Here is a 17,386-nt window from a genome sequence, read left to right as displayed (position 1 = left end):
CGATTTCTCCAAGCCGGCCGATGCACGATCTCAAATACGCCGTGTTTCCTTTGTGCTGACAGGGCTTGCGCCTACGCCGGAAGAGACAGAAGACTTTATCAATAGCCATGCAAATCAGCCAGATGTAGCATATGAAAAACTTGTTGATCGATTATTAGCCTCACCCCATTTCGGTGAGCGCTGGGCGCAGCATTGGTTGGATGTGATTCGATGGGCGGAAACGAATGGCTCTGAAAGTAATATGTATCGTAAGAATGCCTGGATCTATCGTGATTATGTAATACGGTCTTTTAACGAAGATAAATCGTACGACCAATTTCTCTTCGAACAAATAGCTGGTGACACTGTCGGAGCGGGGGAGGCAACGGGATATCTGGTTGCAGGACCTCATGTACCGGTAGCAACTGTTGGTCAGGAGCCCAGCGCGCGACGGCAAGCCCGAGCAGATCGAATGGATGAAATCTTACAAACGGTTGGTGCTTCTGCAATGGGGATGACTATTGGTTGTGCACGCTGTCACAATCATAAATTCGATCCTATCTCTATCCGTGATTACTATGCAATGTCAGCTGTCTTTCAGGACATTGAATTTGGTAGCAGATTTCCGGAACTTGCAGAGGATCATCCCAGAAGAAATCGTGGCCAGGAGCTATATCGACTCATTGCTAAACATCGCAAAATACTAAGTAAAACGGGTCCCTGGGAAGAAAACTGGACTGGGTATCGAGAACTTCATTTTCCGGCAGTAACAACTCAATCTATACGCATTTCATTTCAATCGGCTTATGCGCGGATTGATGAACTGGAGATATTTGGTAGCGAAGACCGAAATAAAAATTTGGCGATTGTATCAATGGGTACAAAAGTCTACAGTCCCGAAGAGATGCAAGTCCCGCGTTCCGGTCTTCACAAAATCAATGACGGAGAGTATGGCACCGAGGCATGGGCTGGGAAATCTTCCAAGGGAAGTAAGGAGAAACCGTGGGTGCAATTCACTTTTAAAAAACTACATAAAATCAATCGAATTAAAATCAGTACCAATCGATTGGAGAACATGCAAACGGATTACTTGACAGGTATGAACAGGTTTTCCTTTGGTACTTATAAAGTGGATGTACAAGACGACGCTGGGCAATGGAATCAAGTTGCTTCAATCGGACAAATCAAAAAACTCGATGAACAGCACAAATCACGAATTGCTACACTGAAAAAACTAAATGAATTGATCGTACAACTTACAGAAGAGGGTCCGCGACCAAGCTTTGTTGCCCAATTGATCAGCCCGGTGAAGTCACACGTTTTTTATCGAGGTAGTCCCGAAACTCCACGAGATGAAGTATTTGCTGCCGGACTAACCGAACTTAATGGTAAGCTTCCTCTAAAGCCCGATGCTTCCGGGAAGGAACGCCGCGTTGCATTTGCAAAGTGGTTAACCAGTGCAGATCATCCTTTGACCGCGCGTGTCGAAGCAAATCGATTGTGGTATCATGTTTTTGGAAAAGGAATTGTAACAACAACAAGTGATTTTGGAGCGGCAGGAGCTTTACCATCACATCCTGAATTACTCGATTGGTTGGCTGCTGAATTCAAAACTCCTTCGATAAATCAACCCGAGAGGAAACAGCAGTCATGGTCTATGAAATACCTGATTCGATTGATGGTGACATCGGAAGCGTTTCGTCAATCTAGTTTTCCCAGAAAAGAATGCCTCGCTGAAGATGCAGATTCTTCTTTACTCTGGCGATTTCCACCCAGACGCATGACAGCTGAAGTCATTCGTGATTCAATTTTGCAATCATCCGGTTCGCTTGATCCTTCCATTGGCGGTCGCAGTTTCCGGATTCACAATGTGAAGAAACGCTATGCTCAATGGTTTGTGACTGATAATTACGGTCCTCATACATGGCGTCGAATGATATATCAAGAACGGATGCGCCGCGTCGACGATCAAATGTTTACGGCTTTCGATTTTCCTGATTGTGGACAGGTCCGCCCGAAACGACCGATTTCCACAACACCATTACAGGCGCTGAATTTGATGAACAGTGAATTTGTGATCGACCAGTCAAAACGGATTGCTGACCTGGCGAATCAGGATTCAAACGACGATCAGCGTACAGCTGTAAGACGTTGTTTCGAGTTATTGCTGGCCCGTAAGCCGAATGAAGAGGAATTAAAATCCAGCCTTGAATTGGCACAGGTTTATTCTCTGGACATCGTGTGTCGCGCCATCATTAATTCAAATGAATTCGCTTTTCTGCCCTAAAGCTATCAAAATAGTAAGAGTCATAACTATGAATCACGCGGAAAACCTTTCACTGCTCGGGCGTCGAATGCTTGATCGGCGCGGCTTCCTTCAAAATACGGGGCTCTCGATAAGTGGAATTGCATTGGCAAGCATGCTCGCGTCTGACGACTTACTTGCAAATGAGCCGAAAACGGTGAGCAGCAAAATACCAATTCGTCCGCAGATTGATCCTAAGAATCCATACTCTCCTCGCAAATCACATTTTGAGGTGCCAGCGAAGCAGGTTCTGGTAATTTATTGCCCGGGCGCTGTCAGCCATGTTGATACCTTCGATTACAAACCCACATTAACAAAACTACATGGGCAAAAGCCCCCTATCATTCCTGCGGTTACATTTGAAGGACCACCCGGTAACATCGCAAAGCCGTTTTGGGATTTCAAGCCGCGTGGAGAAACCGGGAAAATGGTTTCAGACCTTCTTCCGAATTTGGCAAATCAAGTCGATGACTTCTGCTTCTTTCATGCTTTGACGACTGACACAAGTGCTCACCCCCAAGGTGAGAACTTCATGAATACCGGATTTACGATGGAAGGGTTTCCGTCGTTTGGTGCGTGGACTACTTATGCGCTGGGAACTGAGAATCAAGAACTTCCTGCATTTGTTGCGATCAATGATCCGCGTGGTCTTGCACGTAGCGGTAAAAATAACTTCGGAAATGGATTTTTGCCCGCCGCTTTTCAAGGAACAGACTTTAATGCGAAAAACCCACCCCATAATTTAAATCGACCACGCGAACTTTCAGCTCAAGCAGACCGTAGCACTGTTGATTTACTCAAGCTACTCAATGCACAGCATCTTGCAAAATATCCCGGTGATGCAGACCTTGCCGGTCGGATTGCCAGTTACGAACTTGCAGGAAAAATGCAAACCTCTATTCCCAGCGTGATGGATCTCACTGGAGAAATGAAATCGACTATCAAGGCGTATGGCGTCGAAGGAGGCAGTGAACTTCGTAGTGAATATGCGAAGAACTGTATTCTCTCGCGTCGCTTATTAGAGAAGGGGGTTCGCGTTGTTCAATTATTCAATGGAAGTGATCCTTCTGGCGGAAATGGAATTACGAACTGGGACTCTCATGCCAATATCGCCAAAACACACGCTATGCAAGCAGAGATTATGGATCAACCAACGGCAGCGCTCATCGCAGACTTAAAGCAGCGAGGTCTACTCGATCATACGCTTGTGGTGTGGGCAACGGAATTCGGACGCATGCCATTTCTGCAAGGCAATGGGACCGGCCGTGATCACAACCCGGGAGCTTTCACCTGTTTCTTAACAGGGGCAGGTGTCAAGAAAGGCTTCAGCTATGGCGAAAGTGATGAGTTTGGATTCAAGGCTTTGGTGAATCCGACAACTGTTTACGACTTCAACGCAACCTTACTACATCTGATGGGACTCGATCATGAACGGTTGACGTTCTATCACAATGGCCTCGAACGACGATTAACCAACGTGCATGGTCATGTAATCAAGGATGTGTTAGCTTGAATTTAAGTGTCAGAACCGGAAGCAATTTATAGAGGGAGATATGGGCTAAAAACGGTCTACCTCTTTGAATTATTTTTGGTTGCTGATCACACAGAATTGCTGGCCATTCATACCCAATCTGTGGAAACAATAAAGCACCGTTCTGAGTTAGCAGGAATCGTCAAAATAATTTCAATTTACGTTTCTCTACATTCTATTTTCTCCACTCTTATCCAAGGTAAACGACGCAGGCACGCCACAAATCCTCTATATCGAAATTCATGATCATCAAACAGGCTAGAAGTAAACCGTCAATCTGACTGGATAGGAATCAAACTGTTAGAGATTGAGTAGCACAATTCTTTGTCGAGGTTGCGCAGGCTTTGAAGTGAAAACGCTTACCTCAAGTCGAATTAAAGTAGAACATCCAGGCGTCTTCGAAATTCAAGTTTCTATTTCGAAAATCGATTTTAAATCAATGAAATGTTAAAACGGCTTCAAACAGAACTGTTTTTACAGGTTGCATGTCTCCAATTAATATCACCTCTTCCGTAGACCCTCCATTTATTGTCAAATCACGTAAGTGTTATCTGATTAGGATGTTGCGCATCAATGCAGTAAGGCTGATTGGTATAAGCCATAGCAACGAAATCTATTTCTAACGGTTAAGATCAGTTAACAATTCGATTTCAGAGCCAAACAGAAAAGTTTTTTCTGGTAACAGATCTATAAACACCTGTACGATTATAGATAGGTTATATTTTTACTGGTTATCTTGTGGGATTTGGAACAATTGCACGTGTAACCTGCAATGTGTTTGTCTGAGCAAATAGGAGGCTGAGAACGTGGGATTAAATTATGAGCGACTTAGCGGGAGTTACCGACGATCCAGTGGCAATTGTTGGCATGGCGTGCCGTCTTCCTGGAGCTGATGATCTTAAGGGATATTGGAATCTGATATCGCGGTCAGAGGATGCCATCAGGAAATTGCCAGCCGCGCGCTTTGATCCAGACCTTTTTTTCGATCCCCGGGAAGGTGTGCCTGGAAAGTCCTATGCAGACATAGGAGGTGTTGTCCGTGAACAGCCCTGGAATCGAAACGACATTCTGCTGCCAGATAGAGTTCGAGAGCATTCAGATCTGGTTCATCTTACTTTACTGGATGTTGTGTGTGATGCGATTCGTGAGGCTGACATCGAATATGATCACCTTGCTCGCAGCCGGACTGGCGTGTATGTCGGTCATGCACGAGGAAGTCTGCGCGGAGCTGACCTTGTCTATTCATTCCATATTCAGGAACTTCTGGATGAGTTAAAACTGACAAAGACGTTTGCCGATCTGAATGAAGAAACCCGGCAGCAAGTGATGAGCATGGTTATGGAGCGTGTTCGTCAGCGATATCCGATTGACCACGCTCCGGAATCAAATCTCGGTACCAGCCAGGCCTCCGGCCTGATCGCTCAAACATTAAATCTCAATGGACCGACGGCCTCAGTCGACGCTGCCTGTGCCTCCTCTCTCGCTGCCATGCACATGGCAGTGCAAGCGTTATTACATAATCGAATCCAGACGGCGATCGTAGGCGGGGCCTCTTACAGTACCTGGACGAGCATGGTCGTTTTTTCGTGGGCGCGGGCTTTAAGTCGCAAAGGATCCTATCCCTTTGATGAGCGTGCGGATGGGTTTGTCAGCTCTGATGGTTTTGGCGCGATTATTCTAAAGCGACTTTCGCAAGCCATCAAAGATGGCAATCCGGTTTTGGGTGTCATTCGTGGAATTGGACTGGCAACTGATGGACGAGGGAAAAGTTTATGGGCGCCTAGAAAAGAAGGACAGATTCTCGCGATTCAACGTGCCTATAAAGGGGGAGTTGATCCGTCGTTGATACAAAATGTAGAGGCGCATGGAACTTCGACTCCCGTTGGCGATTCGACAGAGCTGCAAGCCCTTGCCCTTGCCCTCGGGGCGCATCTTGGCCCAGATAAAATTCCGGTTTCAAGCGTGAAAGCGAACATCGGTCATACACGGGAGACAGCAGGGCTGGCAGGCGTGATTAAGACCTTACTGGCGATGAAACACGAACAGATTCCTCCGGCCGCCAATTATCAATCGCCCAATCCCGATATTCCCTGGTCCGATTTACCATTCTTCGTACCAACTTCAACGATTCCGTGGCTTCAAACAGATGATGGCTCTCCACGTCGTGGGGTTGTTGACGCGTTTGGGATTGGCGGATTGAATGGCCATGTTGTGCTTGATGACGGTCATTCCGCTCTCTTGAATGCAAGGAAAAATACATCGGTATCCATGACGAACGAGTCTCCGGATTCAGCAGAGAGCGAAAAATCTGCCGCTGATCCCATTGCTGTCGTAGGTATGGGGGCAATTCTACCGGGTGCAAGAACTATCGCTGCAGTGCGTGAACTGTTCATGTCGGGTCGAGATCCAAAGACGGGTGTACCCGCTGACCGTTGGGATGCGAACTTGTTCACTCAAGTATCGAAATCCTCTCAGGCTGCCGAAGATCTTATGGGAGGATTCATACAAGACTTTGAATATGACTGGCGGAAAAACAAGATCCCACCGATCCAGGTCAAGAATGCAGATCCGGTACAGTTTATGGTCCTTGATGCTGCTGAGCAGGCACTCGAAGGAGTTTCGTGGAAGTCGAAACCATTTGATCAGGAACGCTGTGCCGTTATTGTGGGAACCGAGTTTTCGAGTGATTTTGGAATTCAGTTAACGAAAGGGATGAGGGTTCCCGAGTTTCGAAAAGATCTGGCAACTGCATTGAATGATATTTTCATGGATGATTGCGATGTGGATGCCATCTGTGATGAGTACACGCGGACTTATGTCGAGAACTGTGCCGCATTACATGACGAAACAGGTAGTTATACCAGCAGTACCCTTGCTTCGCGCATCTCGAAAACCTTTGATTTAATGGGCGGGGCTTATGCGGTTGATGCAGCGGGTTGCTCATCGATGGCCGCGTTGAATGCAGCCGTTGATCAACTTCGTGCAGGTTGTTGCGACACCGTTCTCTGTGCTGGCGCGCAGCGTGCAATGGATGTCATGGTCTATGGTGATCTTGCAACCAGAGGTCGACTTGCGTCAAATTCCGTGCAACCAGCTTTCGGCAAAGATGCCGCTGGATTCGTTCCCGGTGAAGGGGTTGTCGTCTTACTGTTGAAGCGATTGTCAGATGCCGAACGGGATGGCGATCAGGTACATGCCGTTATTCGTGATCTTGGTGTTGCCCACAATCCGAATTCTGCGGGCGATGCTCTCAAAGATGCAATTGAGGTGTCTCTGAATGATAGTTTAGTCGCGCCTGAAGATGTTTGTGTGGTGAACGCGGCCGGGTATGGTATTCCCGATGTTGATGAGGCAGAAGCTGTTGGGCTGATTGAGTCTTACGGTGTACCCGCACGACGTGAGTCATTATTGATCGACACAGTCATTGATCAGATTGGATACTCTCCCGGCGTAACGGGAATGGCGTCTCTACTCAAAATGATCGTCACGCTGAACGAGGGCACTGTCCCGGGGTCGAAGCGTGAAGCTCCGATTGACATTCTAAGTGGAAGCGATTGTCATTGCCAGACAGCGGGCGAAACCCAAACACTTCCCACTCCCTCTGTGGAACGGGGATTATGCGGCGGTGTCAGCAATCTGGATTTAGAAGGACAGGCTTATCATATGATTATTGAAGCAGCACCGCAGGGCGCTTCCCCCGAGGATCGCGCGAGTGACCATAGCCGTATCGTTAGAGTCGGTGCACCCACAGAAACGCTGCTTCTAGAACGACTGGCACAGCCAATTACTTTTCATAGTAATGCGAGTACATTTTCCCCGGATGAACGATACCGACTGGCTATTGTTGCCAAAGATGCAGAAGAGCTGGCTAAGAAGGTCAAACTGGCTAAACATGCGCTTGAGGATAAGTCTGTGGTAGTGGCGGCTGAATCGCAGGGGGTCTACTTTAGTGAAGTTGATGAGTCACCTCACCGAGTGGCATTCCTGTTTTCAGGTCAAGGTTCGCAATATCCTGGAATGTTGAAGGAGCTTGTTGAAGAAGTTCCCGTTGCGGCAGAGCATTTAAGCGAGATCAATGCGGTATTGAAATCGAAGAATCTTCCTTCTTTTCAACAACTCGTTGATAAGAACAGCCATCGGCTCGGCAGTGATGTATTTGATACGCAGTTGTCAGTACTGCTTGCAGATGTCCTTCTGGCGCGCACGCTTCACTCGCTTGGAATTCGGGCAGATGTTGTTAGTGCTCACAGCTACGGAGAATATGCGGCCCTCGTTGCTACAAATGCGTGGACGCTTCAAGATGCAATTACTGTGACACGCGCACGTTGTGATGGCATTGAATCTTTAGGGTCTGAATGCGGCACAATGCTTGCCACATCCGCTGAACGCAAATCGGTTGAGGCTTTGCTTCAAGAAGCGGCGATACAAGATCAGGCTTTTATTGGCAATCATAATGCACCCAATCAAACAGTTGTGACCGGGACCAATGATGCTATTGAACAGATTAGCAAGCAACTGGAGGAAGCAGGCCATCAAGTAACGATCCTGCCTGTTCCGGGGCCATTCCATTCGCCGCTGATGAACGATGTACGGACATGGATAGAGGATTCTGTGAACCAGGTTTCCGTTCTGCCGCCACAGATTCCGTTACTCAGTAGCGTTACAAATCGTTATACAGCAGATCCATTCGACATTCGTGCGAATCTTGTTGCGCAGTTGGTGGAACCCGTTGAGTTTGTTGATCAGATCAACCGTCTGGTAAACGATGGTGTGAAGGTCTTTGTCGAAATCGGTCCGCGCCAGGTGCTGACGCGTCTTGTCAGACAGATTATTGATGCCCCAAAAATTGTAGTGGGCTCCGTTGATAATCCAAAGTCACCCGGTTTTCAAAGTCTGATCTCTTTGCAGGCAATGCTGGAATGCTGGGGTGTTTTGGGTGAAACGTCGGACAGTCAAAGCAGCGTTGAGACATTAAGTTCTCAAATATTTAATCATTCCTCTGCTTCCATTCGACACTTCGATGCGACAGCAAAACGACGTGAGCGAAATCGTCAGTCTGGATCAGAAACGATTCATCCCTTAAGTTCAAATGTCGGTGCCACGGGGTTGAACGATTCTATCAACAACGAACCATCAACTGATTCCTCATCAATAGACGACATCGACGGGTTTTTAGTGACATTCGTCTGCGAACAAACCGGATACCCGGAAGAGATTGTTGAACTTGATGCTGATCTCGAGGCAGACTTGGGCATCGACAGTATTAAAAAGGCCCAACTGTTGGGAGAACTTCGTGAACATTTCCCGATCGAGCCTACCAGTGATGTGTCACTCGATGATTTTCAGACTCTCAGACACATCGGCGAATTCATCAGGGCTTCAGGCGTTGATAGTATCCCGGACGATCTCAAAGAAATTGCTGAGACCGATAATGATGAGGACTCAATAAAATTAATTGACTCAAAGGGATTGCCCACACCACCTGTATCAAGCGAGGTGGATAACGATGCTTATGAAGCGCTCAACGTTCGCTGGTTCTCGGGAAGTCCCATTGAAATCGGTCAACAGCATGGTGAGTCTGGACGTGAAGCGATTCTCGCTACCATGAAGCGATTTGTTGAAGTGATCGGTGAAGAAAGGATTGAAGATGGTGAGCTATCGAACGCATTGAAACAGCAGGAACTCTATTTTGGCAAAGAAGGAATTGAGGAACTTCGCGGCATTGCAGATGCGATCGATGTTCCGCTTGAATTCATACTGGCGTTCAATATCGGACTTGTTGTTCCCGTGATGCAGCTACTTCCTGGATGTACTCAATTTGCGATCCCTGCTGCAAAAAATGGGTCTGAGGGACTGGTTCATGCTGTCAACGAAGACTGGAATCTTGGTCGCGTCCTCACGGGTGCCTTCCATCGAATTACTCAGGTCCGAACACCAGAGAAGGGATATCGTTGTCTGACATTTGGAGCCTGCGGTCAACTTGGTGGAATGAATGGCATAAACGAACATGGATTGGCAGCCACGAGTACGTTGCTATTGGATCGAATGCCCACGTATAACAAGCGTCCTGGGTTGATTCACTTTGTTGTGGTCATCCGGATTCTTCAGCAGGCAAAAACGGTTGAGGAAGCGATTGAAATTCTGAAAGCGACAGATCGACATTCTGCATGGAGCATGTGTTTGTCGGATCACAAATCAGATCGTGTCTGCTATCTGGAATACGATGCCGACGAGATCGAAGTCCACTGGCTCGATGATTTACACGGTTCTACCAATCATTGTAAGCTCAAGCAGAGTGTGCGCGACATCGAAGATCAGTCGTTGCAACGGCATGATCGCATGGAGACTTTGTTGAAGGAACACTCTGACAATCTCGATGGAGTACGACTCTCGGTTTCTCATGGAAAGGCGATTCTTCGCGATCAATATGATGGTCGCCGCGAACGACACACGGCCCATCCGACGAAATGGACGATCAGGCAGCCTGATACGCAAGCCAGTATTGTGATGCGACCAGCGAATCGCGAACTCTGGGTTACAGCTGATATCTCGCGACCGAAAGATGCTGATCGATTCTATCATCTGAAATTAGACGATCTGTTTAGCCGAGGTTCTCGCAACAACTCTGACAAACAACCGGCAACAAAAGATATAATCCAGGGGATTCGTCCGCACGCAGATCGAGTGATGAATCGTTTCATCCTGAAGATGGTAGATGCCCCGCTGACGAAATCTGTCGAACGATGTGACATCAAGGGACGGGCGTTGATTGTCGGAAGAAACGAGACAGCGCAGGCATTACGAGATCAACTATCAAAGTCTGGAATTGAAGTTGTCATGCTTGAAACGCATGACCCCAGTGAGGTTGTTGCCGAGCTAGAGACACTCTGGAAAAGTGGCCCACTCCCCAATCTATTCCTGCTTACTGGTCGCGATCCGGAAGCCTCTATTGAAAATGACAAATCAGCGTGGGCTGATCGTTCGCAGCGTGGTATTCTCCTGCCCTATCTACTTTGTCAACATTGGACCCAGTTGATGGAACGTAGCAAGCTGATTTCTAAAGGAACGCTGGTTGCAGCTACCGGCCTGGGAGGCAGTTTTGGACTCACAAACCATGACGGCGCCGTAGAAGGTGGTGGTCTTGCAGGATTATTAAAAGCGATTCGACATGAGTACGAACAACTTCATGTCAAGATTATCGATATGCCCCTCGGCGATCCAGTCAGCCTCGTTGCACGTAATATAATCGAAGAGCTGTCCTCGCAAGCAGATGACTTAGAAGTCGGATATCAACTTGGTTTCCGACGTACGTTGAAGATGTTTCCAGCTCCCAGTATTATCGACGCGAGTTCAACCTCATCAGAGTCCACAATTACGAAAGGTGGTACCTGGGTTGTTACTGGTGGAGGGCGGGGGATTACGTCATTCATCGCCCGAAAGTTAGCAGAAACCTATGGGTTGAAGCTGCATTTGCTGGGAAGCAGTCCTCTTCCAGAGGTGCCCGAGGAATGGAAACAGATATCAGCCAAAGATCGTCGACAACTTCGGGCACTCATCACTAAAGAAGCTCGTTCGAAAGGCAACGACCCCAACACTGCCTGGCGGAATGTGGAACGATCTATTGAACTCGATGAGAGTCTGAGTGCCTTTGCTCGTGAAGGTGTTCAGGCATCTTACCACCGCTGTGATGTACGTTCCCGTGACGAACTGGCTGCTGTGCTTGCCAAGGTTCGTGAGACTGACGGTCCCATTCGTGGCATCCTTCACGGAGCGGGCATTGAATCAGCTTGTCGATATGATAAGAAGGAGATCTTACAGGTAGAAGCGACGCTACGTTCAAAAGTCGATGGAGCCATCCATTTGATAGATCTAACAAATGAAGACCCACTGGAACAGTTCATTGGATTTGGGTCAATCAGTGGACGACTTGGTGCGCGCGGTCAAACCGATTACTCACTTGCTTCGGATTTGTTGGCCAAGGTGTTATCTCATTTTCGAATCGAACGACCAAACTGTCGGACGGTAACCATGCACTGGCCTGCCTGGGATGATGTAGGGATGGCGGTGCGTCCGGAGAGTCGATTGGCACTGGAAATGGCTCGTCAGATATTTATGCCTGCTGACGAGGGTGTTGCTCATTTACTTGACGAATTAGCAAGCGGTTCACCCGAGCCCGAAGCGATGTTTTTAGACTGGCCAGTCGAGCGTGACACGAATGGATCACCTCTCTCAGAACACGAAGCAGAGCAGTATTGGCTGAGGTCAAAACAGCTTTCACAATCGCCATTGGTGGAGGGTATCATTGATTTACACTCAAATGAATCACTCATAGCAGAGATTCGATTCAATCCCCAGTCAGACCCGTTTCTGACTCAACACCGAATGCATGGGATTTCGATTCTGCCGGCTGTCGTTGCCCTGGAAGCCATTGCCGAATCTGCATTTTTGCTCCATGGTGGGCAAAAACCTGTCAGGTTTTGTAACTTTGAAATTCATCGCGCCTGGCGTTTCAATTCGGGAGTACCGGAATCAGGACGCGTCAAAGTTCATAAACGTAACGAGCATGAGTTGCGGTGTGAATTACAATCAGACTTCAGCAATCGTAGTGGAGTGGTTACCGATCCATCGCGTCAATATGTCTCTGCTTCGGTTTTGTTTGACACTCTCGATCAACTTGACTGCATCGAATGGTCAGAACCGCCTGAGAAGTGGCATGAAATGAACTACTCTTCTGAAAAGGTACGCTCAGAAATGAATATGGTCTGGCATGGTCGCGTCTTTCAGGACCTCAAACAAATTGCGACAACCAAAGATAAATTGTGGGGTCAAATCATTGCCCCTGCTGCTGACGCGATTCTTGGAGAAGCCAGAAAGGGACGTTGGTTGGTTCCCTCCGCTCTACTTGATTCCTGTTTACAGGCCTGTAGTACTCTGACTTATGTGAATAGCAAAACCTATCATCTGCCTGTGGGGTTCGAGTCGCTAAACCTGCTTAAAGAATTTACTCCTGGTATGAAGTGCAGTGTTCTGGTTCATCTGATTGAAGAGACTGAGGAGCACACGAAATTTGATTTCGCTGTATTTAACGAGGACAAAGAAGTGATGCTCGTCGCACACGGATATCGGGCGGTTATCATTTCCAGTGCGGGTGAGGCACCAGCATGAGCCAGGTTAATTACCATATTTCATCGATTGCGGGTCTTGAGTCAGAATGGTTAGATCACGACGCTTCCTGGATTTCACTCAGCGAACAGGAACAACTTGATCGTCTCAGGCACCAGGATCGACGTCGGGAGTGGCTGGCGGGACGATGGTTGTGTAAGCATATGATTCAAGAAGAACTCTCACTGACATGTCAGCATACAATGCCTTTGTCTGTCATCGAAATTGAGTCACTTTACGGAGGACGACGAACGTCCAGACCTCGCGTAATAATTGATGGTCAGATGCAGTCTATGGAGATCTCGATTACACACTCAAATGATTGGATTGGCGTGGCATTGGCAACAAAATCGGGGTGCAGTATTGGGATCGATCTCGTATCGCAGACTCTCACAAACAAGCACAGTCTTGACGTATGGCTCACCGAAAACGAGAAACAAGGGGTGGCTGAAAATTCTGATGAACTTCCCATAATCTGGTCTATTAAGGAGTCAGTTTATAAGGCCAGCAATCGAGGTGAATTGTTTCGTCCACTGGAAATGGAAGTCTACCGTACTTTAACCGGGGAATATGCATGTCATTACAAGGCTCTGACCGAAGGTATTGATTATTCGATCATGGTCGATAGGCATGCGGACCACATTTTTTCGATCACTACTATTAAAAACGACAGTTTGGCAGGCGTATTATGATTGATCTCACTGGAAAGATCGCTTTGGTGACAGGAAGTTCTCGGGGAATCGGCAGCGCGTGCGCGATTCGTATGGCAGAGGCGGGTGCAGACGTAATTGTGAACTACGTCTCATCTCGAACGGCTGCTGAAGAAGTCGCTCACAAAATTGCGGCGCTGGGGCGTGAGACAGCAGTCATAAAAGCGGATATTGGAGAACCGGATGATGTGGTTGAAATGATGGACTTTGTCCGTGAAAACTTTGGTAAGATCGATATACTCGTCAGCAATGCGGCAACAGGCGGATTTCGGCCCCTTGTGACTACAATGCCCAAGCATTTCGAAGCAGCGATGCGAATTAACGTACAGGGATTGATTTCTCTTGTTCAAGCGGCGCTACCGCTACTTGAACGGTCTGATGAGCGTTCCAAAGTGATCGCCCTTTCCAGTCATGGATCGCATCGCGCCTTGCCGGCTTATGGATTAATCGGCAGCACGAAAGCCGCACTTGAGAGCATGGTCCGGCATTTTGCTCTTGAATTAGGTGGACGGGGAATTAATTTCAACACGGTTCAGGCAGGTTTGGTGGAAACGGACTCCTTTTTACAGATGCCAAATCGCGAAAAGATTCTGGAAGCCAAACGAGCGAGAAGTCTGACAGGCAACCGTTATCTAACAGCTGAAGATGTGGCTGACACCGTAGCATTTCTAGCCAGTCCAATGAGTGACCTTGTCCAGGGGGCAACGATCGTCGTTGATGCCGGGGCCAACGTTTTTGCATAGCGGCTCTTAGGCAGGGTTTCATAATGACAGATTCGACAGACAATAAAAAGCGAAGCCGTCAGTCAATAGTGCATCCACTGGCTGGCGCTGATCTTTCTGTCTATTTGCGCCGTTACTTTGCCAATCTACCATACAATCGTCCGCCTCGTCTGTCGCGCGCGTTAACAACGTTTGCTGCGTGTGTACGATCACCGTTTTCATTTTATGAATGGTTACGATGGGAACTTCCGAATCGAAAACGGGGAATTCCACGCAATCCTGTTTTTATCGTTGGTCATTGGCGTAGTGGAACGACTCATCTTCACAATCTGATCAGTCAGGATCCTCAATTTGCATGGCTCTCGCTGGGACAAACCGTAATGCCTGGAAATATGCTGGGGCCGGCAACTCGTTTGGCCTATAAGCTATTACGACGGAAACTTCCCAAAAAAAGAAGCTTTGATAACGTGAGAATCGGCGTCGATGCACCTCAAGAGGAAGAAATCGCTTTGGGAAATCTGTGCCCTCTTTCGTACTTTAACTGCTACTACTATCCTCAGAAGTTCGAGGAGAATTTTCGTCGGTCTGTGCTGCTTGAAAATACAACGGAAAGCGAACGAGTAAGTCTCTCAAATGCCTACGCAAGACTTGCGGGTAAATTGAGTTTCCTGAACGGCGGTAAACAGTTGCTTTTCAAAAACCCTGCCTCAACAGTTCGACTATTGCTGCTGAAGGAACTTTTTCCGGATGCAAAGTTTATTCATATCGTGCGTAATCCCTATGAAGTCTTCTCATCCAGCCTGAAACGAATTAATCCCATGCTCAATGCGTTCGCGTGGCAAAAATACGATCATTTGGATCAAGAGACGATTGTCATCAACTGTTACCGGAATCTGATGAAACAGTATCTCGAACAGGCTCCTCAAATACCCGCGGGTGATATTATCGAAACTAGTTACGAAGCAATCGTCGCTTCTCCACATGACGAGTTGGCACGTATTTTCGAAGCACTTCAACTCCCCGATTACGAGACTTCAAAAGGGCATATAAGTCGGTACTTGGAATCTTTGGGAGATTATCAACCCAATAAACATACTCTGACTCCTCTGCAAATAGAGCGGATTGAAACAGAGTGGGGTTTCGCTATCGACCATTGGAACTATAGGCGGTAGCTTTACTGGTCGTCAGTTGCCGAGGAAATATTCTGTAATCTACGACGTGTAATCAAGAACGCTCCGCTCACAAGCAGACCAATGACTGATACCGGGAAGAAAATGGAGGTCTTGCTGGTAAATACGATTACCCATAGAGCAATCGTCATTGCCAGGAAGGGACCATTACTTAGGACTGCGGAAAAATTACAGTGAGGCCAGCCGATTTTGGTGAGACCCGACCCGTCTGGGATCCAGCGTGGCACACGGGACCGGTATTCATCGAAACGAGAGCCTAATTCTGACTCAAATATCGATTCTTCATACAACACAATCCGATTGAATCGGAGCGCATGGAATACGAAATAAATTAATGCAGGCAACCAACCGTATAACACACTCCAACCACCGATGACCAGTATCGTTCCCAGGTAGAGGGGATTGCGAACCAGTGCAAATGGTCCCGTATCGACCAGTATTTCACCTTGTGCCTGAAGTCGCAGCATCCTGGGTGCAGAGAGGGCACTCGTGCCCCAGACACGTAAGAGTATTCCTATTGAGGCTATCAAAGCCGCAGTGATTTGTTGCCAGTATTCTACTTGTGGTGCGTACCAGGTTCCCGTTGTAAAACCGGTTTTGATGAAAAGAATGGCCGCCAGGGGAAGACTTGAGAACATAATCACAATGCGCCAGCGAAACTCCCACGGCTTCGCCCTGCCTGTGATACTCATGGTTCAATATCTGGCTCAGGCGGAACCTGAGCCACACCTGATCCACTGACACTGGAAGCAAGACAAGCTGCTTCTGATAGAAGCACATCCACGGTATGAGGTGCCATGGGCAAGTTTAAATGGGAAAGGACATCGATATAATGCGTGTCGGGGCAAGCAAAGCCTTTGGGCGGATTGATATGTGACCGATAGATGAGAACTGTTTTCCCGACATTATCTGGCTGTGACTCACCACCAGCCAAACGCAGAGAAAAACTGTCAAGGTAGACCATCGTGTCGATAGAATTACCCGTCTCTGCAAGATTATGGATTGCTTTCAACGAAATCATGCTGCCATAACTCCAGCCGACAAGCATGACACGCGCTTTGGGATCACAATGAATCTGTCTTACAAACTCTGCCAGATTCTTCCCATTAATCCCTTCCTTATAGGGATTGAAATAGTAAGTGTGACGAATACCACATTCCTGAAAGTATTCAGTGAGTTCTGGCAATCCACCCCATTTTCCGACGTCAACTGGTGACTCCACGAAGATGACATACACATGCTCTCTTGACTCTTCGGATTGGTAAGCAACTTCCTGAGCTACAGGAGACGGACAGAGATGTGCACATCCAGATAAACCGGGAATCAACAATAACATCATCGCAAGAAACAAAAAGTTTCTCGGCAATATGATACGTGATCCAAAAATGATATTGTTCGCCATCGATCCTTCACCTCTATAAATACCTTTTGTTTATCGACTCCTTAATGAACCGACCTTCATATAAATCGAATCAACCACGAAAAGACGGGGAGATGTAGTTGATATAACGTAACCAGATAACACGGTAGCCAAATGAATATACCGATTATTCTGAATACAATGACTTTATGGATTATTATATTCCGTCAAACAGACAAGCAACTGTCAGCAAAATCCATTTCATTTCCACGTAGTATCAGTAGTGATAATGGTGGATGCGAGCGATTCATTGAAATCGAAGGCGGTCCTCATCAGGTCGCTTCTTGGTGGCTTGAGGTGATCCGGCTGAAAATATTACCTGTTTCATTACAAGCTTTGTGATTTTTATTTAGCTAAATCGTTTTCA

General features: G+C 47.4%; 9 protein-coding genes. 7 read left to right on the top strand and 2 right to left on the bottom strand.

Going from position 1 to position 17,386, the window contains the following annotated elements; all coding sequences use genetic code 11:
• From Q0668_RS03395 to Q0668_RS03370, 6 genes are all read left to right on the top strand, one after another.
• Positions 1 to 2,266, top strand: a 2,266-nt coding sequence (locus tag Q0668_RS03395; RefSeq protein WP_298859938.1) for a DUF1553 domain-containing protein, incomplete at its 5' end; no start/stop codon positions are given.
• 28 nt (positions 2,267 to 2,294) lie between these two features.
• Positions 2,295 to 3,797 carry a DUF1501 domain-containing protein gene (locus tag Q0668_RS03390; RefSeq protein WP_298859936.1) on the top strand — a complete coding sequence of 501 codons (1,503 nt, stop codon included), beginning with the start codon at positions 2,295 to 2,297 and terminating at the stop codon, positions 3,795 to 3,797.
• Positions 3,798 to 4,634: 837 nt separating this feature from the next.
• Positions 4,635 to 12,980 (top strand): type I polyketide synthase, encoded by an 8,346-nt coding sequence (locus tag Q0668_RS03385; RefSeq protein WP_298859934.1) that lies wholly within the window; start codon positions 4,635 to 4,637, stop codon positions 12,978 to 12,980.
• Entirely contained in the window at positions 12,977 to 13,669 is a 693-nt protein-coding gene (locus Q0668_RS03380) for a 4'-phosphopantetheinyl transferase superfamily protein (protein WP_298859932.1), read from the top strand. The genes Q0668_RS03385 and Q0668_RS03380 overlap by 4 nt, the downstream gene beginning before the upstream one ends.
• A complete protein-coding gene (locus Q0668_RS03375; protein ID WP_298859931.1) occupies positions 13,666 to 14,430 on the top strand; it encodes an SDR family oxidoreductase in 765 nt (254 codons plus the stop codon). Before Q0668_RS03380 ends, Q0668_RS03375 begins: the two co-directional genes overlap by 4 nt.
• 23 nt (positions 14,431 to 14,453) lie before the next feature.
• Entirely contained in the window at positions 14,454 to 15,581 is a 1,128-nt protein-coding gene (locus Q0668_RS03370; protein WP_298859928.1) for a sulfotransferase, read from the top strand.
• Between the two features lie 2 nt (positions 15,582 to 15,583).
• On the opposite strand, the gene Q0668_RS03365 is transcribed toward Q0668_RS03370, so the two are convergent.
• Together Q0668_RS03365 and Q0668_RS03360 are read right to left on the bottom strand one after the other, a co-directional pair.
• Positions 15,584 to 16,291, bottom strand: coding sequence for an isoprenylcysteine carboxylmethyltransferase family protein (locus Q0668_RS03365; protein ID WP_298859926.1), 708 nt, complete (start codon positions 16,289 to 16,291; stop codon positions 15,584 to 15,586).
• A complete protein-coding gene (locus Q0668_RS03360) occupies positions 16,288 to 17,001 on the bottom strand; it encodes a hypothetical protein (protein WP_298859924.1) in 714 nt (237 codons plus the stop codon). The genes Q0668_RS03365 and Q0668_RS03360 overlap by 4 nt, the downstream gene beginning before the upstream one ends.
• A 132-nt stretch (positions 17,002 to 17,133) precedes the next feature.
• Here Q0668_RS03360 and Q0668_RS03355 point away from each other — a divergent pair, with 132 nt between their 5' ends.
• Entirely contained in the window at positions 17,134 to 17,361 is a 228-nt protein-coding gene (locus Q0668_RS03355) for a hypothetical protein (protein WP_298859922.1), read from the top strand.
• The last annotated feature ends 25 nt before the right edge of the window (positions 17,362 to 17,386 follow it).

The sequence above is a fragment of the uncultured Gimesia sp. genome (assembly GCF_937910335.1).
Lineage (GTDB): Bacteria > Planctomycetota > Planctomycetia > Planctomycetales > Planctomycetaceae > Gimesia.
The sequence above is the reverse complement of the archived record's forward strand: the minus strand, read 5'-3'. Positions and strand labels throughout refer to the sequence as shown.